Origin of the sequence: Bacteroides reticulotermitis JCM 10512, from assembly GCF_000517545.1 — a bacterium.
Taxonomy (GTDB): domain Bacteria; phylum Bacteroidota; class Bacteroidia; order Bacteroidales; family Bacteroidaceae; genus Bacteroides; species Bacteroides reticulotermitis.
Map to the genome: position 1 here is coordinate 215,380 of NZ_BAIV01000003.1, position 20,584 is coordinate 235,963.

11 protein-coding genes and 5 pseudogenes are annotated in these 20,584 nt (G+C 43.3%); 13 read left to right on the top strand and 3 right to left on the bottom strand.

Annotated elements, in window-relative coordinates; translation table 11 throughout:
• Positions 1 to 24: 24 nt before the first annotated feature.
• The 3 genes and pseudogenes from secA to lnb form a co-directional block, all read right to left on the bottom strand.
• A pseudogene (gene secA, locus JCM10512_RS02770) lies at positions 25 to 3,347 on the bottom strand (preprotein translocase subunit SecA).
• Positions 3,348 to 3,452: 105 nt separating this feature from the next.
• Entirely contained in the window at positions 3,453 to 5,027 is a 1,575-nt protein-coding gene (locus JCM10512_RS02775) for an alkaline phosphatase family protein (protein ID WP_044160211.1), read from the bottom strand.
• Positions 5,027 to 6,181: a lipoprotein N-acyltransferase Lnb gene (gene lnb / locus JCM10512_RS02780; RefSeq protein ID WP_044160213.1), complete on the bottom strand. Its 1,155-nt coding sequence runs from the start codon at positions 6,179 to 6,181 to the stop codon at positions 5,027 to 5,029. The genes JCM10512_RS02775 and lnb overlap by 1 nt, the downstream gene beginning before the upstream one ends.
• A gap of 594 nt (positions 6,182 to 6,775) precedes the next feature.
• On the opposite strand from lnb, the gene JCM10512_RS02785 reads away from it, so the two are divergent.
• From JCM10512_RS02785 to JCM10512_RS02845, 13 genes and pseudogenes are all read left to right on the top strand, one after another.
• Positions 6,776 to 7,507: a type III pantothenate kinase gene (locus JCM10512_RS02785; RefSeq protein WP_044160302.1), complete on the top strand. Its 732-nt coding sequence runs from the start codon at positions 6,776 to 6,778 to the stop codon at positions 7,505 to 7,507.
• Positions 7,494 to 8,762, top strand: a complete 1,269-nt coding sequence (bamG, locus tag JCM10512_RS02790) for a BamG family beta-barrel-assembly machinery protein (protein ID WP_044160215.1) — start codon at positions 7,494 to 7,496, stop codon at positions 8,760 to 8,762. Before JCM10512_RS02785 ends, bamG begins: the two co-directional genes overlap by 14 nt.
• Positions 8,763 to 8,905: 143 nt before the next feature.
• Positions 8,906 to 9,508 (top strand): LPS export ABC transporter periplasmic protein LptC, encoded by a 603-nt coding sequence (gene lptC, locus JCM10512_RS02795; protein ID WP_044160305.1) that lies wholly within the window; start codon positions 8,906 to 8,908, stop codon positions 9,506 to 9,508.
• Positions 9,509 to 9,510: 2 nt separating this feature from the next.
• Complete coding sequence (locus JCM10512_RS02800) at positions 9,511 to 10,767, top strand: hemolysin family protein (RefSeq protein WP_044160217.1); 1,257 nt, start codon at positions 9,511 to 9,513, stop codon at positions 10,765 to 10,767.
• 119 nt (positions 10,768 to 10,886) lie between these two features.
• Positions 10,887 to 13,025 carry a peptidylprolyl isomerase gene (locus tag JCM10512_RS02805; protein ID WP_044160219.1) on the top strand — a complete coding sequence of 713 codons (2,139 nt, stop codon included), beginning with the start codon at positions 10,887 to 10,889 and terminating at the stop codon, positions 13,023 to 13,025.
• Positions 13,026 to 13,162: 137 nt separating this feature from the next.
• Positions 13,163 to 14,226, top strand: a pseudogene (gene rlmN, locus JCM10512_RS02810) (dual-specificity RNA methyltransferase RlmN).
• 15 nt (positions 14,227 to 14,241) lie between these two features.
• Positions 14,242 to 15,339: a 4-hydroxythreonine-4-phosphate dehydrogenase PdxA gene (gene pdxA, locus JCM10512_RS02815; protein ID WP_044160229.1), complete on the top strand. Its 1,098-nt coding sequence runs from the start codon at positions 14,242 to 14,244 to the stop codon at positions 15,337 to 15,339.
• Between the two features lie 12 nt (positions 15,340 to 15,351).
• Positions 15,352 to 16,565: pseudogene (locus JCM10512_RS02820) on the top strand (sigma-54 interaction domain-containing protein).
• Positions 16,552 to 17,082, top strand: a complete 531-nt coding sequence (locus JCM10512_RS02825) for an LptE family protein (RefSeq protein ID WP_044160231.1) — start codon at positions 16,552 to 16,554, stop codon at positions 17,080 to 17,082. The pseudogene JCM10512_RS02820 and the gene JCM10512_RS02825 overlap by 14 nt, the downstream one beginning before the upstream one ends.
• A gap of 5 nt (positions 17,083 to 17,087) precedes the next feature.
• Positions 17,088 to 17,844, top strand: a pseudogene (locus JCM10512_RS02830) (DUF8458 domain-containing protein).
• Between the two features lie 6 nt (positions 17,845 to 17,850).
• Complete coding sequence (gene secG, locus JCM10512_RS02835) at positions 17,851 to 18,249, top strand: preprotein translocase subunit SecG (protein WP_044160233.1); 399 nt, start codon at positions 17,851 to 17,853, stop codon at positions 18,247 to 18,249.
• Between the two features lie 172 nt (positions 18,250 to 18,421).
• Positions 18,422 to 19,809: pseudogene (locus JCM10512_RS02840) on the top strand (MFS transporter).
• Between the two features lie 4 nt (positions 19,810 to 19,813).
• A complete protein-coding gene (locus tag JCM10512_RS02845; protein ID WP_044160234.1) occupies positions 19,814 to 20,161 on the top strand; it encodes a PqqD family protein in 348 nt (115 codons plus the stop codon).
• Positions 20,162 to 20,584 lie beyond the last annotated feature (423 nt).

The following is a 20,584-nucleotide window of genomic DNA, read 5'->3' on the forward strand; positions in this document are numbered from 1 at the left end:
ATACCCTGTCAATCCCGTGTTTTATTACATATTTCGTCCGTGACAGTTTTTATATTTTTTGCCGCTTCCGCAAGGACATGGGTCATTTCTGCCCACTGTTTTCTCTGCACGTACAGGTTCACGTTTGGGTTGTTCGCGAGTGTCTTGTTCGGCAGCAGCCTGTTGGTTCGGATCGTTCAAATCTTGTTTTTGTTCACGATACTTGCTCATATCCTGACGTTGTTCGGGAGCAGCCTGACGTACGTCTACACGGTGTAGGGACGGATCGTTTGCTGGTGGTTCCTGAACCGGAATTTGTCCGCGCATCAAAATGGATATGGTTTGGTTGTTAATCTTGTCGACCATGATGTCGAATAGACCCACAGATTCTAATTTATAAATCAATAACGGGTCTTTCTGCTCATAGCTGGCATTCTGTACAGAATGTTTCAACTCATCCAATTCGCGCAGGTTTTCTTTCCATGCTTCGTCAATGACGTGTAGCAAGATGGATTTCTCAAACGATTTAACGACTTCTTTCGATTCGCTTTCGTAAGCTGCCTTCAGGTTGCAAGAAATGTTGTACATACGTTTGCCATCGGTGATCGGAATCAGGATGTTTTCGTACATGCTTCCTTGGTTCTCATACACCTGTTTGATTACCGGATTAGCGATCTGGGCAAGGCGCTCTGTTTTTCGCTTGAAGTTTTCCATGGCAATCTCAAATGATTTTGCAACCAGTTTCTCTTTCTTGTCATTGCGGAATTGCTCTTCGGTGAACGGTACTTCCATCGCCAGAGTTTGAAGCATCTCCATTTGACAACCTTCGTAGTCGTTGTTTTCTATCGCGTTGGCGCAACGGTCCCAGATCATGTTTACGATATCCATTCCGATACGTTCACCCATCAAGGCGTGGCGGCGTTTGGTGTAGACTACGGTACGCTGCTTGTTCATTACGTCGTCATATTCCAACAGACGTTTACGAATACCGAAGTTGTTTTCTTCTACCTTCTTCTGTGCACGTTCGATGGAGTTGGAAATCATTTTGTGCTCGATCATTTCCCCTTCCTGGAATCCGAGTCTGTCCATTACACTGGCAATACGGTCGGAAGAGAAGAGACGCATCAAATCATCTTCGAGTGAAATAAAGAATACGGAAGAACCCGGGTCACCCTGACGTCCGGCACGACCACGCAACTGGCGGTCTACACGACGAGATTCGTGGCGTTCGGTACCGATAATGGCCAAACCGCCTGCCGCTTTTACTTCCGGGCTCAACTTAATGTCGGTACCACGACCGGCCATGTTGGTAGCAATAGTCACTGTTCCGCTCAAACCGGCTGAAGCAACGATGTCTGCTTCTCTTTGGTGCAGTTTAGCATTCAGTACATTGTGGTCAATTTTGCGCATCGTGAGCATTTTGCTCAGCATCTCCGAAATCTCAACCGAAGTTGTACCTACCAGTACCGGGCGTCCGGCATTGACTAGTTGCTCAATTTCTTCGATTACCGCTTTATATTTCTCGCGTTTGGTTTTGTAAACGCGGTCGTTCATGTCTTTACGGGCAATGGGGCGATTGGTTGGAATTACAACTACGTCCAATTTGTAGATGTCCCAAAGTTCACCAGCTTCCGTTTCGGCTGTACCGGTCATACCCGATAGCTTATGGTACATACGGAAGTAGTTCTGCAAGGTAATGGTAGCGAAAGTCTGTGTAGCGGCTTCCACTTTTACACGTTCCTTAGCTTCAATAGCTTGGTGCAGACCGTCGGAATAACGGCGGCCTTCCATGATACGTCCTGTTTGCTCGTCTACAATCTTCACTTGTCCGTCGATAACAACATATTCGTCGTCATTCTCGAACATTGTGTATGCTTTCAGCAACTGATTGATGGTATGTACACGCTCAGATTTGATAGCGTAATTGGTCAGTAGATCGTCTTTCTTCTGAAGTTTTTCTTCGTCAGTAAGGTTTGTTTCATTTTCCAAATCCGAAAGTTGCGAAGTGATGTCGGGCAAAACGAAGAGAGTAGGATCTTCCGCATTACCTGTAATCAGGTCGACTCCCTTGTCGGTTAAGTCCACGCTGTTCATCTTTTCTTCGATGACGAAATACAATGGATCTGTAACTTCAGGCATTCGCTTGTTGTTTTGCTCCATGTAGGTCTCTTCAGTCTTCAGCATACCGGCTTTGATACCTTGTTCACTAAGGAACTTGATCAAGGCTTTATTCTTCGGCAACGCTTATGGCTACGATATAGTGCGAGGAAACCTTCTTCTTTTTCTTTTTTATCATCGGAAGCGATCAGGCGTTTGGCATCGGAAAGATATTTAGTAGCCAATCCTTTTTGCACTTCTACCAAGCGTTCTACTAATGGGCGAAGCTGTTCAAACAATTGGTCGTCACCTTTAGGAACGGGACCGGAGATGATAAGTGGAGTACGGGCATCATCGATCAATACGGAGTCTACCTCATCGACAATTCCGTAGTTGTGCGGGCGTTGTACGAGGTCTTTCGGGCTAACTGCCATGTTGTCACGCAGGTAGTCGAAACCGAATTCATTGTTTGTTCCGAATGTGATATCTGCCAGATATGCTTGGCGACGCGCATCGGAGTTAGGTTGGTGCTTGTCGATACAGTCTACGCTCAGGCCGTGGAACATATAAAGTGGCCCCATCCATTCGGAGTCACGTTTAGCCAGGTAGTCGTTGACGGTTACTACGTGTACACCGTTTCCGGTAAGTGCGTTCAGGAATACAGGCAGAGTTGCTACAAGTGTTTTTCCTTCACCCGTTGCCATTTCGGCAATTTTACCTTTATGCAGAACTACACCACCGAACAGCTGTACATCATAATGTACCATGTTCCATACCGTGTCATTTCCTCCTGCAACCCAGTGGTTTTGGTAGATGGCTTTGTCGCCTTCGATGCGAACGAAATCTTTGGAAGTTGCCAGCTGGCGGTCAAATTCTGTAGCGGTTACTACGATTTCCGGATTCTCGGCAAAGCGTTTAGCTGTAGCTTTAACAATAGAGAAAGCAATCGGAAGTACTTCATCCAGTGCTTTTTCATATTTTTCGAGAATCTCTTTTTCAATTTTGTCTATCTGCGTAAAGACGGGCTCGCGGTCTTCCAGTTCCAGACTTTCGATACTGGCTTTCAGTTCTTCCACTTTGGCACGTTCGTCACTGGCGGATTCGCGGATGATTTGTTTAAGTTCTTCCGTTTTATTACGGAGGGCATCATTGTCTAGTTGTTCAATCTCCGGGTAAACAGATTTAATCTTTTCGACCCAGGGTTTGAATTCTTTCATGTCTCGAGTGGCTTTATTTCCGAAGATCGAGCTTAAAATTTCATTAAATCCCATTTGTATTATTATGTTTATTATTTATCGAATTAAAATTATTGGCGCAAAGTTACATTAAAATGCTGGTTTATTTATACTTTACGCTTGGTTTTTGCGCGGAAACAATTACCGGATGTCGGTAATAGGAGATGTTGGGCAAGCGTTGGGTGCCCGTATGCGCATGAAGTGAGCCAGAGTAGGCGCAATATGGTCAATTGTGATAGGAGTCTGTATGATAGCCGGCTTCACCGAGTGTCCGATGAAGATTAGCGGGGAGGGAATATAGGCACTGCGTACCACTTTATTTTCCTGTCCGTTTTCGTTTACAATGGTCCATCCGGGGAGTACGTCGATAATGAGGTCACCAGAGCGTTTGCGGTGGTAACTGTTGCGTATTTTATAAATTTCCGGAGTCCAAGCTCCCAATAGAAGGCGGTTTGCTGAGTAAACTTCGTTTACTCCACTAAATTGTATGAGGAATTCGGCGGCTTTCTCTTGTACATCAATGAGATTGAGCTGCTTCTTCTCCAATAGTTTATGATTCAGATAAATTTGTTGGTCGAAATGAGCTTCTACGTAGGTACCTTCACCATAGGTTGCCATCAGGAACATGTTGAGCAGGGCAGCGCAACGGTTCAGATGGAATTCTCCGGTAGGGATTTTGTAGAGTCCCGAATCAGCGGATTCACTGTCCGTGTATCCGGTAGATGTGATGAAGAATAAAACGTTTTGTAAGCCGACCTTTTTGTCAATTAGTTCCAGTAGGCTGGCAATGCTTCGGTCTAAGCGAACGTATGTATCCTGAATCTCCATCGCACATTCTTGTGGTGATTTGTGTGCGTAGTTTCCGGCGTAAAATGTCAGCGAGAGTAGGTCGGTGATGTCGTCCATCCCTAAGGTTCCTTTGCTTAGCAGCTCTTCGGTGAGTGCATTGACTTCATCGTTGACAAAGGGGCTGGTGATGAATCTTCTGAATTTATTCTTCCGATCATCATCAAATTTGTATTTAAACACGATATCCCGCCAATCTGGCAGGAAAGTGTACATGCCACGTGGGTAAACCGGTTCCCAAGTGATTCCGCTTATTCGAAAATCGATGGCTTGACGGTCGTTGTACTGATTTGCCCACCATGGGAATTCTCCATAATAGGTACTGCCACTCCATTTACCGGTGTTAGGGTTGAGCCAGAAAGCGCCATTGGCGGCATGTCCGGCGGCAAAAATGGCAGCGTCGCAGAAAGGGGCGATGGCATAAACCTCTGCCTTGCCTTGAGTTGCTATTTTCAATTCGTCGGCAATAGTCGATGTGAGTAGCTTGGACGGTGAACTAGCGTAGTCGGTGTAGTACCCCATAAATGCCGAGTCGTCTGTGCTATTCACTGGACGCAGGGTGGAAGCATCCATCCATTGATTGGCTATAATGCCATTCATGGAAGGTGATGTACCGCTATAGATGGCAGCGATTGCCGAAGAGCGGTCTATGTTACTAAATGTGTATTGAGCGTTGCGAAATACTCTACCCTCTTTCCAAAGACGCTTGAATCCTTTCTCGCCATAAAGGGAAGAAAAGGCCTCAAGGTAGTCCGTACGCAGCTGATCGATCGTCAAACCGACTACCAATTTGGGGGCAGTGGGCAACGACTGGGCTTGCAACCCGGTGAAGGTGAGTACGGTGATGAGGGAAGTGAGTAGTCCTTTCATTATTTCTTTTTATAGGTCAAAATCAAATTGCTCGCTGAACGTATCAGCAAACTGAGTGCCAAAGGTACGACAGCAAAGTCAAATCTCTGTGGTATGAGCGGAAAAAGCACTATAAATAATGTTAAAACGGCTAAATTCAAGACCAGATACCAACATTTCTTGCCTTTTCGAATGCAATAAACAATGTAAGGTAGTAGAAAAAGATGTCCGGGATGGAAGACAAAAAGAAGATAATTGGAACTGACAGCCGGGTGTTGGGAAAATATGGCCAGAAAGGCAAGAACACAGCCGGCCACCCCTGCGATTCCGAATAAAAAGAGATCAATACCCCAGAGTCCTTTCTTGCGACGTATGCCGTAGATAGTTCCTGCGGCAGTTAGTATAAACAGCAAAAGTGCACATTGCAGAGGGGTTGGCATCCAGGCGGTATCTTTTTCAGGTGTAACGTCGACAATCTTTTCTACGGAAGATACCAGCGGGCGCTCTGTCTGCTGACCGCTAATCTGTGCCTGAGCGAAAAAGTCCATCAGGTAGAATGGAGCGAACATCATTTGGCGACGGGTAATGGGGGCATCAGCATCACTACCTACGCATAGATCAATCCCAAATCGGGCCCAAGGATGCCCTTGGCAATATTGATGAACAATGTCACGGAACGAACGGGCGTTGTCGGGTGGAGTAGTCGGGTAAACTACTTGCCCTTCTATGCTCTCTTCTATTTTATCCCGGGGACGGGTAGCACAGTTATCGTAGAAAAAGTTATAGCGGTAAACACGGTTTTGCGGACGGTAATTTTCCTCCAACAAACGTATCAGCTCTGTCTTTTCTTCATTGGTCAGGTTTAGTACTTGCTGCCATACGCTGCGCCCGTCATACTCATATTCTTTGGCAAAGTATTCGTAATCGGTAGCTCCCAATTGATAGTCTGTTTCTCCGAGCGCAAAGCGCAAGACGAAGTTAGGAGCGCTGAAACTGAATATTCCGTAGTTGAAAACGGCATCGATACCTCGGGAGGGATTTTCATAGCGAATAGCTGTGTGCCCAAAAAGTGAGTAGATTTCTTCACCTGGTGCGCAAGTCAGCAGACTGAGGCGGATGGAATCGTTCTCAGTAGCGGTTGTCTGAACTGCCGGCCATAAAAAAGGAAGATAGATATATAGGTATAAAGTAAATTCCGTTTCATCCGCTTAAGTGTTTCTTAATTTTGGCGACGAAGATACAACTATTTGTTGAAAAGTAGAAAGATGCACTCGGAGTATCTTACAAATTAACCCTTTTGTTTTAAATAAGTATTCGTTCCACCGAGGTGTTTGTTTCGTTCTACCCGGGTGTCCGCTTCGTTCGACCAAGGTGTTTGTTTCGTTCGACCTAGGTCGAACGAATTAATTCTACTAAAGAAAGACTTTCGATTGGCTGTTGTGACAGACTAATTTGGACCGTTTTACGAAGAATGAGATCTATGCATATATGGTTCAAAATGATTCTCGATTTATCTGTAATTACCTTTATATATAGGCTTCTTGTTGCTGATTGTTTGGTGCATTTTAACTGAATATTGTTTGCGCATTTAATCTTATAGATAATGTTTATATCCGGTAGCGGCTCACCTCGGTCAATTGCGAACTTACTTGAAATATTGGCGGCTTGGTTTGAAGCTTGAAAAAAGTTTTCCCGGATATTTTCGCTTCTATATTGCTGTTTCTTTTTTTTGCTTTACCTTTGCGCGTCCAAAAGAAAACGTAGTAAGGTTGAATCTGGTTATTGACATAGGAAATACAGCGGCAAAAATCGCCTTGTTTGAAGGCAGTGTCATGGTCGAAGTGGTTTATGCCTCGAATCGCTCCTTGGAGTGTTTGGAGAGTCTTTGCTCTAAATATCAGGTTGAGCAGGCAATTGTAGCTACGGTAATCGATTTGGACGGAGAATTGCTGAGTCGTTTCGGTGCACTCCGTTTGCCGATACTTTGGCTCAATTCTCAAACGCCGTTGCCGATTGTTAACTTATACGAAACACCGGAAACATTGGGCTATGATCGGATAGCAGCCGTAGTAGGTGCTCACGAGCAATTTCCGGATAAGAATGTACTGGTAATTGATGCGGGGACCTGTATAACTTATGAGTTTATCGATTCTAACGGACAGTATCATGGCGGTAATATTTCTCCCGGACTGCAGATGCGCTTCAAAGCTCTTCATCAGTTCACCGGACGCCTTCCGTTACTTGAGTCAGATGGACGGAAACTCCCTCTGGGACGTGATACGGAGACGGCAATACGTGCCGGAGTACACAAAGGAATAGAATATGAAATCGCCGGATATATAACGGAGATGAAACATAAATATTCTGAACTTTTGGTTTTTTTAACGGGCGGAGATGAATTTTCTTTTGATACCAGCGTAAAAAGTATCATCTTTGCAGACAGATTTTTAGTGTTGAAAGGATTAAATAGAATTTTAAACTATAATAATGGTAGGATTTAAACACACGCTTTGTGCGCTTTTGCTCACGATGGTTACCGGAGTGGCAATCGCTCAAAATAATACAAACTCTCCTTATACACGATATGGCTTTGGCGATTTGTCCGACCAGGGGTTCGGAAACAGCAGAGCAATGGGAGGAGTAGGTTTTGGACTTCGCGACGGAGCACAGATAAATCCACTGAATCCCGCATCGTATACAGCTATCGATTCATTGACATTCCTATTTGAGGGAGGTGTCAGTCTGCAAAACATGAATGTAAACGATAATGGAGTGAAGTTAAACGCTAAAAACTCCAGTTTTGACTACTTGGCTATGCAATTTCGTTTGCATCCTAGATTAGCAATGAGTATCGGGTTATTGCCTTTCTCTAATGTTGGGTATAATCTGACGGAAACTGTAGTCGGAAATGGTTCGACTGTTCCCAGTTATGCAAAAACACTATCCGGTGATGGTGGCTTACACCAATTATACGGTGGTCTTGGCTTCAAAATTCTTAAAAATCTTTCTGTTGGCGCTAATGTCTCTTATTTTTGGGGAGATATTACACGCACATTGGCGATGTACTATCCAGAAAATTCGTCAGCTTATTCTTTCAAAAAGACAACAGCAGTCTCTGTTTCGGATTATAAATTGGACTTCGGTGCACAATATACTCATAGCTTAGACAAGAAACATTCATTCACGGTTGGGGCAGTCTACTCTCCAAAGCATAATCTTAATAATGATGCGAGTTTGAAAACAACGGCTAGTGTGGAGGATGAGAAGAATATTGACGCAACTTTAGCAGTACCCCATAGCTTTGGAGTCGGAGTAACCTACAACTATAATAGGCAATTAACCTTGGGGGTTGATTATAGTTTGCAAAAATGGAGTGATGTTGATTATAAAGGCGATGATCTAGACGGAGGTATGAAAGAAACTTACGCTTTTACCGATCGTTCTAAAATATCAGTCGGTGCAGAATACATTCCTAGTTTAACAGGACGTTCTTATCTAGGTCACGTGAAATATCGTTTGGGCGCTTATTATACGACACCTTATTATAAAATAAATGGTGAAAAAGCGGCACGTGAATTTGGCGTAACAGGTGGTTTCGGACTACCAATTCCTCGCTCTCGTTCCATATTAAGCATCAGTGGTCAGTTTGTACGTGTAAGCGGACAGGGAGCCAATGTGCTGAACGAAAATATCTTCCGCGTCTGTGTCGGACTTACATTTAATGAACGTTGGTTCTTCAAACGTAGAGTAGAATAATAATAAAACGCTGCTCCGTAAGGATTCCTTTGTTAACAGAAGGTGGCACTCGAGACTGCATTCAGGCAGTCAAAAACGGAGAAGCTACAATGAATGAAATAGCTATGTTGCGAAAACGAAGTAACAGTTTATTATATACAAGCATGAGCATAACAATTGTCCTGGGGGCGACTGTTATGCTTCTTTTATTTTCTTCCTGCGACGGAAAGAAGAAGACTTTAGGTGATGCCATTATTGAACGTGACTCCCTGCCGGTGATGAAAACCTTAGGAGTAACTACGCTTATTTCCGATTCAGGAGTGACACGCTATCGGGTTAAAACGGAAGAATGGCTGATGTTTGATCGTAAGAAACCCTCTTATTGGGCTTTCGAAAAAGGCGTTTATCTAGAGCAATTCGATTCGGTCTTTCACATAGAAGCTAGTATTAAAGCCGATACCGCCTACTTTTACGATAAAGAAAAACTCTGGAAACTGATTGGCGATGTAGATATACAGAACCGGAAAGGCGAGCGTTTCAATACCGAACTACTCTATTGGAATCAAGCGACTCAAAAAGTGTACACGGATAAGTTTATTCGCATACAACAGCCCGACCGGATTATTCACTCGTATGGATTTGATTCGAATGAGCAGCTGACTGTTTACACTTTCCGCAACATGGATGGAATCTTTTATGTGGATGAAAATGCAAGCACAGCACCAGCTGCTACCGATTCTCTTAAAAAAGACTCTGTAAAAAAGTAATTATGAGCATCTTTCTATTTATCATCGTAACCATGGCTTTCTCGGCTTTCTTTTCCGGGATGGAGATCGCTTTTGTCTCGGTAAACAAGTTGCGGTTTGAAATGGAACGTAAAAGTGGGATAAACTCCCGCATTCTCGGCATATTTTTCCGGCATCCCAATGAATTTATATCCACAATGCTCGTTGGGAACAATATTGCGCTGGTTGTCTACGGAGTTTTGATGGCCCATCTTATCGGCGAACAGCTACTGGCAAATATTATCAGCAATCACTTCTTAATGGTGTTGACGCAAATCGTTATCTCAACGCTTATAATTTTGGTGACGGGAGAGTTTCTTCCCAAAACCTTGTTTAAGATAAACCCGAATCGGGCCTTAAACTTTTTTGCCATTCCGCTTTTTGTCTGTTATATACTTCTCTATCCGGTTTCCAAATTAGCGTCCGGACTTTCGTGTATGTTCCTGCGTGTTTTTGGCATAAAGGTAAATAAAGACGCTTCTGCCAAAGCATTCGGTAAGGTTGATTTAGATTACTTTGTACAATTGGGCATCACCAATGCGTCTGATAATGACGAGTTAGATACTGAGGTAAAGATCTTTCAGAATGCGCTCGATTTCTCAAGTATAAAAACCCGCGACTGCATCGTACCGCGTACCGAAGTTGTGGCGGTTGATTTGGCCAACTCACTCGACGAACTGAAAAATCGCTTTATAGAATCCGGCATATCCAAAATTATTGTCTATGACGGTAACATTGATAATGTAGTCGGCTACATTCACTCCTCGGAGATGTTTCGAAATCCGAAAGACTGGCGTGAAAATGTAAAAGAGGTGCCCATTGTTCCGGCTACGATGGCTGCCAACAAACTGATGCAGCTCTTCATGCAGCAGAAGAAAACAATCGCTGTTGTTGTTGATGAATTTGGCGGGACATCCGGCATCGTTTCCTTGGAAGACTTAGTCGAAGAAATCTTTGGTGATATCGAAGACGAACACGATAATACCTCGTATATTTGTAAACAGTTGAGCGAAAACGAATATATCTTATCGGCACGTTTGGAGATTGAGAAAATAAATGAAACTTTCGGGTTAAACCTTCCTGAATCGGATGATTATTTGACGGTTGGTGGGTTGATTCTGAATCAATATCAGAGCTTTCCTAAGTTGCATGAAATTGTGACAGTAGGGAGCTATCAGTTTAAAATAATTAAAGTGACAACCACAAAAATTGAACTTGTACGACTCAAAGTAGTAGAATAATGACGGTGAGGGTGAAATTTTTGGCTAATAAATAGATGCATATTAGCATTTTTTGTATCTTCGTGCGCTAAAATGACAAATAAGAAAATAATAATAAACATAAAATCGTATTAATTAAAATGGCAACATTACAAAACATTAGGTCGAAAGGGCCTCTATTGATAGTTGTGATCGGCTTGGCATTGTTTGCTTTCATCGCAGGTGACGCATGGAAGGTGTTACAACCCCACCAATCGCATGATGCAGGTGAGGTGAACGGAGACGCTATTTCGGCTCAGGAGTATCAAAGCTTGGTAGAAGAATATACAGAAGTCGTAAAACTCATGCGTGGAACAACCGCTTTGAATGACGACGAAACCAATCAAGTGCGTGATGAAGTATGGCGTTCTTATGTCAACAACAAATTGATTGAAAAAGAAGCAAAAGCTTTGGGCATAAAAGTTACGACTGCTGAAATTCAGGACATCTTGAAAGCCGGTGTACACCCATTGTTGCAACAAACACCGTTCCGCAATCCGCAAACAGGTCGTTTCGATAAAGATATGTTGAATAAGTTCTTGGTAGAATACTCTAAAATGGATCAGGCGCAAATGCCGGCCCAATACATTGAGCAATACCAAAGCATGTTCAAGTATTGGTCATTCATTGAAAAGACACTGCGTGAAAGCCGTTTGGCTGAGAAGTATCAGGCTTTGGTATCTAAAGCACTTCTTTCCAACCCGGTAGAAGCACAAAATGCGTTTGACGCCCGAGTAAATCAGTACGACCTTTTGATGGCTGCTGTTCCTTATTCTACAGTATCTGATTCTACGATTACTGTGAAGGACTCTGAGCTTAAAGATCTTTATAATAAGAAGAAAGAACAGTTCAAACAATACGTAGAAAGCCGCGACATTAAATACATTGATGTACAAGTAACAGCAAGCGCGGAAGATAGAGCAGCCATTCAAAAAGAAGTTGTTGAATCGACAGAACACTTGGCTACAACTACCAATGATTATACTTCATTTGTTCGTTCTGCCGGATCTGAAACTCTTTATACCGACCTGTTCCTGAACAAGACAGCGTTTCCTGCCGATGTAGTGGCACGCTTAGACTCAGTAACAATTGGTGCTGTATATGGCCCTTACTATAATGTAGCTGACAATACGATTAATTCATTTAAACTCGTAGCAAAAGCTGCAGCTCCTGACTCAGTCGAGTTTCGTCAGATTCAGATTGTAGCTGAAGATGCTGTTAAAACAAAAGCATTGGCTGATAGCGTTTATACTGCAATCAAAGGTGGTGCTAGTTTTGCCGACATTGCTAAGAAGTACGGACAGACAGGCGAAACAACTTGGTTGACAGCTGCCCAATACGAAGGTGGTCAACTTGCTGGTGAAAATCTGAAATTTATCTCTGCTATCAATGATGCTCCTGTTAATGAGTTGAGCAATATCGATTTGGGACAAGCTAACTTGATTCTTCAGGTAACTGCTAAAAAAGCTGTGAAAGAGAAATATAAAGTAGCCGTGATCAAACGTGAGGTTGAATTCAGCAAAGAAACATACAATCGTGCCTATAATGATTTCAGCCAGTTCGTAGCTGCTAATCCTACCTTGGATAAGATGGTTGCCAATGCTGAAGAAGCCGGTTATAAATTGCTGGAAAGACAAGGTATGTATAGCTCTGAACACAAAATCGGTGACGTAAGAGGTACTAAGGAAGCTTTGAGATGGATCTTCAGTGCAAAAGCAGGTGAGGTTTCCAGCTTGTATGAATGTGGTGACAGTGATCACATGATCGTAGTAGGTCTTGTTGCTGTAACTCCTGAAGGCTATCGTCCTTTGAATGCTGTACAAGATCAGTTGAGAGCTGAGATAATCAAAGATAAGAAAGCTGAGAAGATCATGGCCGATATGAAAGCAGCGAATGCTTCCACATTGGATCAATACAACGCTCTGACAGGTGCAGTTAGCGATTCACTGAAAATGGTAACTTTCGCAGCTCCGGCTTATGTAGCTGGCTTGCGTAGCAGCGAACCATTGGTAGGAGCATACGCTTCCGTTGCCGAGGTGAATAAAGTAAGCGCACCGATCAAGGGTAATGCAGGTGTATTTGTGTTGCAGATGTATGCTAAGAACAAATTGGCTGAAGAATTCAATGCAAAAGAGGAAGAAGCTACACTTGTAAACATGCACGCACGTTTCGCTAGTCGTATTATGAATGATTTGTACCTGAAAGGTAAGGTTAAAGATACTCGCTACCTGTTCTTCTAAGAATAGGAGATACGATAAACTTAAAAAGGTCGTTCCGTTTGGAGCGACCTTTTTTGCTAACTTTTACATCCTCTCTACGTATTAATCGACTTTATTTCCTTACATTTGCAAATATAAACAGTGAAACATATAGAATGATGTCCAAATACCCTCTCTTGGGAATGCCGCTTGTCGAACTTCAGAAGTTAGTTAAAGAGCTTGGAATGCCGGGTTTCGCAGCCAAGCAACTAGCCTCGTGGTTGTACGAGAAAAAAGTGAATTCCATCGATGAAATGACAAATTTGTCATTGAGACATCGCGAACTCCTCAAGCAAGGCTATGAGGTTGGTGTTTCAGCCCCCGTTGATGAAATGCGTTCTGTCGATGGTACGGTGAAGTACCTTTATTCGGTAGGCGATGGTCATTTTGTTGAAGCCGTTTACATACCCGATGAAGAACGGGCAACCCTGTGCATCTCTTCGCAGGTTGGCTGCAAGATGAATTGTAAGTTCTGTATGACAGGGAAGCAAGGATTCAAGCTAATCTGACAGCCGCTCAGATCATTAATCAGATCCATTCGTTGCCGGAACGAGATAAACTCACCAACATTGTAATGATGGGGATGGGCGAGCCGTTGGATAATTTGGATGAAGTATTGAAAGCCCTTCACGTCCTTACCGGCGATTATGGATATGCTTGGAGTCCGAAGCGAATTACAGTTTCCTCAGTCGGGCTTCGTAGAGGATTGAAGCGTTTCATTGAAGAATGCGATTGCCATCTGGCTATTAGCTTGCATGCGCCTATACCCCTGCTTCGTGCTGATTTGATGCCGGTTGAGCGTTCCTTTTCCATAGTGGAAATGGTAGATTTGCTCCGGAACTATGACTTTAGCAAGCAGCGACGCCTCTCATTCGAGTATATTGTTTTTAAAGGTGTGAATGATTCTTTGGTTTATGCAAAAGAATTGGTTAAATTGCTACGCGGATTGGATTGCCGGATGAACCTGATACGTTACCACGCTATTCCGGGTGTAAACTTAGAAGGAACAGATATGGACACAATGGTTGCTTTCCGTGATTACTTAACTTCTCATGGTTTGTTTGCAACAATCCGGGCATCCAGAGGAGAAGATATCTTTGCCGCTTGCGGCATGCTGTCCACCGCCAAACAAGAAGAGCAAAACAGGGAAGAAAACCCTGCTGAAATCGAAGATAAAGAATAATAAAATAGAAAGAACATGGAAGATAACAAGATCAAAATCGGCATCACTCAGGGCGATGTTAACGGAGTAGGTTATGAGGTAATCTTGAAAACGTTTGCAGACCCCGCTATGCTAGAGTTATGTACTCCTGTCATTTACGGTTCTCCCAAAGTAGCTGCCTATCATCGCAAGTCGCTTGATCTGCAGGCTAGTTTCAGCATCATAAATTCCGCTTCCGAGGCGGCAGACAACCGCTTGAGTGTCGTGAACTGCACGGATGATGAGGTAAAGGTTGAATTTGCAAAACCCGATCCGGAAGCTGGAAAAGCTGCGTTAAAAGCTTTGGAACGCGCAGTTGAAGAGTATAAAGAAGGATTGGTAGACGTCATCGTGACCGCACCGATCAACAAACATACCATTCAGTCGGAAGAGTTTGCTTTTCCCGGCCATACCGAGTATATCGAAGAGCGTTTGGGCGAAGGAAGTAAATCACTGATGATCCTGATGAAAGGCGACTTTCGGATGGCATTGGCGACTACTCATATTCCTGTCAGGGATATTGCGTCATCAATTACCAAGGAACTGATTGAAGAGAAGCTCGCTATATTCCATACTTGTTTGAAACAAGACTTTGGAATCACAGCTCCACGTATCGCTGTGTTGTCGTTGAACCCGCATGCAGGTGACGGCGGATTGCTGGGAACGGAAGAACAGGAAGTTATTATCCCCGCCATGAAGCAAATGGAGGCAAAAGGTATCCTATGTTACGGCCCTTATGCAGCTGACGGATTTATGGGATCGGGAAACTATACACATTTCGATGGAATCCTGGCTATGTACCATGACCAAGGGCTCGCTCCGTTCAAGACCTTAGCAATGGAAGATGGCGTGAACTATACCGCCGGTTTGCCGGTAGTACGCACTTCTCCGGCTCATGGCACTGCCTATGATATAGCAGGTAAGGGAGTGGCGAGTGAAGATTCATTCCGTCAGGCTGTTTATGTAGCCATTGATGTCTTCCGTAACCGCCAGCGGGATAAAGAAGCTCGGGTGAATCCGTTGAGAAAACAATATTATGAAAAACGTGATGATAGCGATAAACTGAAGCTGGATACAGTGGATGATGAGGGATAAGATGTTATGAGTATGACAAAAGCGGAAATACAACTCGTGAAGCAGCGGTTTGGCATCATAGGCAATGCTGAAGCACTGTCTCGTGCTATTGATGTTGCCATTCAGGTAGCACCAACCGATTTGTCTGTGCTGATCACGGGAGAAAGTGGAGTAGGAAAAGAAAGCTTTCCACAGATTATCCACCAATATAGCCGTCGGAAGCACGGCCAATACATTGCAGTTAACTGCGGAGCCATACCGGAAGGTACCATTGACTCCGAACTATTCGGACATGAAAAGGGAGCTTTTACCGGAGCTATTGGTGAGCGGAAAGGCTATTTTGGTGAAGCGGATGGAGGTACTATCTTTCTCGACGAAGTGGGTGAATTACCAATGCCCACTCAAGCGCGCCTATTGCGTGTGCTCGAGAGTGGTGAATTTATCAAAGTTGGATCGTCGAGGGTACAGAAAACAGATGTACGTATCGTAGCGGCTACGAATGTAACTTGTCGCAGGCCATTGCTGAAGGACGTTTCCGGGAGGATTTATTCTACCGACTGAATACTGTCCCCATTCAAATACCCCCTTTGCGTGAGCGGGGTGACGATGCTTTACTACTATTCCGTAAGTTCGCAGCCGATTTTGCGGAAAAATACCGTATGCCGGCTATCCAACTGATGGATGACGCCCGACAAATGTTACTTGCTTTTCCCTGGCCGGGCAATGTTCGGCAGTTAAAGAATATCACAGAACAAATTTCCATTATAGAAACGAATCGAGAGATCACTGCGGCTATTCTGCAAGGATATCTTCCGACTCAGAACACGCAACGCCTCCCGGCTTTGTTGGGGCGGCGAGAAGGTAAAGGTTTTGAGAGCGAACGGGAAATTCTATATTCGGTTTTGTTTGATATGCGACAGGAAGTTTCCGAGTTGAAGAAAATGGTACATAACCTGATGGCAGAACGAGGAGCCCAAGTGGTGACTACTCCGGTGATGACTTCGCAGCAGGCTCCTATGCCTGCGATTATTCATCCGGTGAAGCCGACTGTGTGCGAGGATGACGATGATGATATTCAGGATACTGAGGAGTATGTGGAAGAAACATTGTCACTAGATGAAGTGGAAAAAGAAATGATACGCAAAGCACTGGATAAGCATCATGGAAAGCGGAAAAGTGCGGCTAAAGATTTGAATATATCAGAGCGTACCCTTTACAGAAAAATAAAAGAATATGGATTGGATTAAGAAAGTAGCGCGGGTAACGATGTATTTCGTTTTGCCGGTAATTGTTTTAGCGTGCTCTGTTTCCTATAAATTTAACGGATCATCTATCAATTATGATAAGGTGAAGACGATTTCTATTGCCGATTTCCCTATCAAATCGGACTATGTGTATGCCCCGTTGGCTACTCGATTTAATGAAGATTTGAAAGATATATTTATCCGCCAAACCCGTTTGAAACTAGTTAAACCCAGTCAGAATGCCGACTTGCAGATTGAAGGTGAAATTACCGGGTATAACCAGTATAACCAAGCGGTAGCTGCCGATGGTTATTCTTCGGAAACGAAGCTGACTATAACAGTGAACGTGCGCTTTGTTAACAATACAAATCATGCGGAAGACTTCGATAATCAACAATTTTCAGCTTTTCGTACCTATACGTCTACTCAATTGTTGACGGCCGTACAAGACGGACTAATCGCTGAAATGACGAAAGAGATAACTGATCAAATTTTTAATGCTACTGTAGCGAACTGGTAATTTAAATGTCTTCTGTTAACCTACAACAATGGATTCAGCATCCTGAGAAGCTGGATAGAGATTCTCTATACGAACTGCGGAACCTGCTCGTACGCTATCCGTATTTTCAGACTCTTCGATTGCTTTATCTTAAAAACCTGTACATTCTTCATGATATCAGCTTTGGAACGGAACTACGAAAAGCTGTGTTATATGTAACCGATCGCCGGAAACTTTTTGAATTGATCGAGGGAGAACGCTTCACGCTCTACCCGCGTAAGAAAGAGGCTTCCCAAGTCGATGAGCTTGCTGAGGAGCTTCTGTCGATCGAACGCTGACACTGATTGATGCTTTTTTGTCTACCATGCCTGATGAAGTGACGGCTCAGACCGAGTTTGATTATACAACAGACTACACCGGTTATCTATTGCAAGAGGAGACGAAAACCAATCAGCCCGAAGAAGATACACCGAAACTTCGCTGCTTTGAATTGATCGATGGTTTTATCGAGAAAAGCGAAGCCGAGCCGAAGATTTGTATGAAACCTTTTGAAGAGGAAGAAGAGCAGTCAGTAGTTGTAGAAGAAGATAATCGTACTGCGGAAGAAGAGGATGAGAGTTGTTTCACCGAAACTTTGGCTAAAATTTATATAAAACAGCGAAGATATTCGAAAGCTCTCGAAATTATTAAAAAATTAAGTTTGAAATATCCAAAAAAAATGCTTACTTTGCAGACCAAATAAGATTTTTGGAGAAATTGATTATTAACGCTAATTCAAAATAATAAAAAATGTATTTAGTATTCATTATTTTAATGGTGATTGCAGCCATACTGATGTGCTTCATTGTGCTGATTCAGAACTCAAAAGGAGGTGGACTATCTTCAGGATTCTCCTCATCAAATGCGATCATGGGTGTGCGTAAGACTACTGACTTTCTGGAGAAATTCACTTGGGGCCTTGCCGTATTTATGGTTGTAATGAGCATTGCTACTGCGTATGTTGTTCCGACCTCTTCATCTACTACACAAGATGCGTTGATTGAACAAGCTAAGCAAGAAGAAAAAACAAATCCGTATACGCTGCCTTCCGGAACTACTGCTCCTAAAACAGATGCTGTTCCTACAGAATCTGCTCCGGCAACAGGAACACCGGCACCGGTTGAAACACCGAACCCTGCAGCAGAATAATCTGTAAAGGACATGTTCTTAGAAACATAAAGCGAAACAGTAATTCAGATAGAATTAACTGTTTCGCTTATTTTTTGTTTGAAAAATATCTCTTTGGCGATGAGAGCAAGGTAGAATTAATTACCTTTGCTATTTCTGTAGAATTTATCAACTTCATTATCTGAATATTACAATGACAGAACAATTGAAACAAAAATTGAATGACTCCAAAGTGTTGCGCTGGAGCGTTCTAGCTTTGGTCGCATTTACTATGTTGTGCGGCTATTTCCTAACCGACGTTATGTCTCCTTTGAAACCCATGCTTGAAAAAGAGCTTCTATGGGACAGTTTGGACTATGGTTTCTTTACCAGTGCTTACGGGTGGTTCAACGTATTCTTGCTGATGCTAATCTTCGGTGGTATTATCTTGGATAAGATGGGCGTTCGCTTTACCGGAATGGGGGCTTGTTTATTAATGGTATTTGGTTGCGGAATCAAGTACTATGCCATCTCTACTACCTTCCCCGAAGGAGCTGTGCTATTTGGCTTTAGAATGCAGGTTGCATTGGCTGCATTGGGATATGCTATTTTTGGTGTTGGAGTAGAAATTGCCGGTATTACCGTTTCCAAGATTATCGTGAAATGGTTTAAAGGCAAAGAAATGGCATTAGCCATGGGGCTTGAAATGGCTACGGCTCGTATCGGTACAACACTCGCTATGGTTCTTACCGTGCCTTTGGCCGATTACTTCGGACATACCGATGAAGCAGGCGTTTTTCATACCAATATCCCGGCACCTATTTTGTTCTGTCTGATCATGCTTTGTGTAGGAACAATCGCTTTCTTTATCTATACTTTCTATGATAAGAAACTCGATGCTTCGTTAGATGCTCAGGGACTTGAGCCGGAGGAACCATTCCGGGTAAAAGATATTATGTATATCATTACCAATAAAGGCTTCTGGTTGATAGCGTTGTTGTGTGTGTTGTTCTATTCGGCTGTATTCCCATTTATTAAATATGCTGCCGACCTAATGGTGCAAAAATACCAGGTAGATCCTAAGATGGCCGGAATAATTCCAGCTTGTTGCCTATTGGAGCCATCATACTTACTCCGTTATTCGGTTCTTTATACGACCGTATTGGTAAAGGAGCTACGCTGATGGTAATTGGTGCTGTGATGCTGATTGTAGTACATACATTATTCGCTTTGCCGATCTTGAACATATGGTGGTTCGCTACACTGATTATGATTGTTCTGGGCTTTGCTTTCTCATTGGTTCCCTCGGCTATGTGGCCTTCCGTACCGAAGATTATACCGGAGAGACAATTAGGAACAGCTTACGCTCTGATCTTCTGGGTACAAAACTGGGGATTGATGGGTGTACCTTTGTTGATCGGTTGGGTACTAAACTCATTCTGCAAGGGTCCGGTTGTGAACGGTGCTCAAACATATAACTATACACTACCGATGGCTATCTTTGCTGTATTCGGTGTACTAGCTTTAATCGTAGCTTTAATGCTTAAGGCAGAAGACCGGAAGAAGGGTTATGGCCTAGAGGAAGCCAATATAAAGAAATAAGTGAATGGGTACGAAAGAGAAATTTAATTTTCTGGATGTAGTTCCCTGTCGCAGTAAACAGGTTAAGACTGAATGGGAAGGGGAGACGATTGTGCTCTCCTTTCCCCGTTTCAGAAATAAATGGATACAGCGCTTTTTGATTCCGAAAGGTGTATCAAAAGAGATACGTGTTGCGCTGGAAGAACATGGTACAGCTGTTTGGGAGGCAATAGACGGCAAGCGAACGGTACATGAAATACTCGAAGTACTCGGTGATCATTTTCAGCATGAAGATGCTTATGAATCACGCGTATCGACCTACCTTTATCAGCTACAGAAAGATAAATTCATTCAACTGACCGTTGCTGACTAGAATTCTCCATTAGTTGCTTGAATTCATTTACTTGCCCCGGCTTTTATCCGAATGCGCCGGGCAATTCAACTGATAGCCCCGGGCATTGCGCAATGCCCGGGGGCTATTTGTCTAAAAGAGGTCATGTTCCGGAATACTCAATTGATCGATTCGGCTCGTTCGAATAAAGGTGAATAGCAACAATAGCATTACCTTTCTCTTCTATACCTGATCTCTACCACGCAGTTTTTTCGAATGCGTAAGCGATGCGGCTGTTGTGAGACAAAATAGGGATCGATTTCTTTGGAATCCGATGGTAAAATACCACAATATTCTTGTTTCGTTTTTCTCTTTCAGTTTTCAGTTTTGAGGTTAACTTGTTGATATATAGAAGTATTTGGCTGAAAGCAATGGCTGAAAGAGAACTTTCTGGTTTCAGCCACT

Bases quoted from the DNA above. Each gene is read 5' to 3' on its own strand.
- JCM10512_RS02775 (WP_044160211.1), bottom strand. From the start codon at position 5,027: ATGAAAGGACTACTCACTTCCCTCATCACCGTACTCACCTTCACCGGG.
- bamG (WP_044160215.1), top strand. From the start codon at position 7,494: ATGGTAGGATTTAAACACACGCTTTGTGCGCTTTTGCTCACGATGGTT.
- lptC (WP_044160305.1), top strand. From the start codon at position 8,906: ATGAGCATAACAATTGTCCTGGGGGCGACTGTTATGCTTCTTTTATTT.
- JCM10512_RS02800 (WP_044160217.1), top strand. From the start codon at position 9,511: ATGAGCATCTTTCTATTTATCATCGTAACCATGGCTTTCTCGGCTTTC.
- JCM10512_RS02805 (WP_044160219.1), top strand. From the start codon at position 10,887: ATGGCAACATTACAAAACATTAGGTCGAAAGGGCCTCTATTGATAGTT.
- pdxA (WP_044160229.1), top strand. From the start codon at position 14,242: ATGGAAGATAACAAGATCAAAATCGGCATCACTCAGGGCGATGTTAAC.
- JCM10512_RS02825 (WP_044160231.1), top strand. From the start codon at position 16,552: ATGGATTGGATTAAGAAAGTAGCGCGGGTAACGATGTATTTCGTTTTG.
- secG (WP_044160233.1), top strand. From the start codon at position 17,851: ATGTATTTAGTATTCATTATTTTAATGGTGATTGCAGCCATACTGATG.
- JCM10512_RS02845 (WP_044160234.1), top strand. From the start codon at position 19,814: ATGGGTACGAAAGAGAAATTTAATTTTCTGGATGTAGTTCCCTGTCGC.